The organism is Microcoleus sp. S13_C3 (genome assembly GCF_036700905.1).
Classification (GTDB): Bacteria; Cyanobacteriota; Cyanobacteriia; order Cyanobacteriales; family Microcoleaceae; genus Microcoleus.
On record NZ_JAUBPT010000363.1, the window covers coordinates 1 to 1,253 of the forward strand.

At 42.3% G+C, this 1,253-nt stretch carries 2 protein-coding genes; one reads left to right on the top strand and one right to left on the bottom strand.

Going from position 1 to position 1,253, the window contains the following annotated elements:
* Positions 1 to 57: 57 nt before the first annotated feature.
* Entirely contained in the window at positions 58 to 759 is a 702-nt protein-coding gene (locus tag QUA16_RS36740; protein WP_333109791.1) for a transposase, read from the bottom strand.
* Positions 760 to 810: 51 nt separating this feature from the next.
* Between QUA16_RS36740 and tnpA the strand changes: the two genes are divergently transcribed.
* Entirely contained in the window at positions 811 to 1,209 is a 399-nt protein-coding gene (tnpA, locus tag QUA16_RS36745; RefSeq protein WP_333109793.1) for an IS200/IS605 family transposase, read from the top strand.
* Positions 1,210 to 1,253: the final 44 nt, after the last annotated feature.

Below are 1,253 nucleotides of genomic sequence, written 5' to 3' on the forward strand. Positions count from 1 at the left end.
ACAACAAACTACATTGAAATTTAGTCGGATTTAACTGTAGCATATTTTGGGTTCCAGTTAAGATGCGTTTACCCTGCGTTTAGAGTCTTTGGGTTGCCGTGACAGCTTGCGCTGTAGTTTGCGAATCTTTCGATCTAACTGTTTGTAGTTTGGACTTTCGGCTGTTTCACCGTTGCTCATTACTGCAAAGGTTTTAATGCCCAGATCGATGCCGATGCTGTGGTTTTTGGCTTCGACCATATCGGGATTAATCTCTACCACAAAGCTGAGAAAATAGCGGTTAGCGCAATCTTTGATTACGGTTGCAGAACTGGGATCTGACGGCAATTCTCTAGACAAAATTGGTTTGACAATGCCAATTTTTGCTAAATAGACACATTCTGCTTTGATTGAAAACCCATTGCGCGTCAATCTTGCTGATTGACTATTTGTGCGTTTCTTGAACTTTGGATAGCCAGCCTTACGACCCTTTCTGTTTCCTTTACAGGACTCGAAAAAGTTCTTAAATGCTGTTTCCAAGTCCGAGATCGACTGTTGTAGAGGAATTGCCGAGACTTCCCCCAACCATGCCCTTTCTTCAGTCTTTTTTGCCTGAGTGATTACTGTTTTTTGAAGTTCTGCTGATTTTGGCTTTTTTTCAGATTGCTTGCAGATGGCAAGAGCGTCGTTCCAGACTACGCGAACGCAGCCAAACAACCGAGCTAGGCTCTGCTGTTGTTGGTTGGTCGGGTAAAATCTGTAGCGAAATCTTGCTTTCATGACTTGTGCTAGAATTGGTCTGTTACTCGATTATATATTGGTTTACAGGCTATGACAACTATTTACCGCAAGGAACGCCATTCTGTTACAGAACTCAAAACACACTTGGTCTGCGTGACAAAGTACCGTCAGTCTGTATTTACGGGAGAAAGTCTTGATTTGATTGAAAAAACGTTTCGAGAGGTTGCCGAAAAAATGAATTTTCAAGTGCTTGAGTTTAATGGTGAAGACAATCACATTCACGCGCTGATTGAATATCCACCTAAACTTTCAATTTCTCAAATCGTGAACGCATTAAAGGGTGTTTCTAGTCGCAGGTACGGACAAGCGGGACACAAAAAACCTCATAAAGAGGCATTGTGGAGTCCTAGCTATTTTGCTGTTTCTGTAGGGGATGCGCCTTTAGAAGTCTTAAAGGAGTATATTAGAAATCAAGGTGCGATTCGTTGAAACGTAAATCACGGTGAAAGCCCGTACATAGCGTTTCCAGCCAC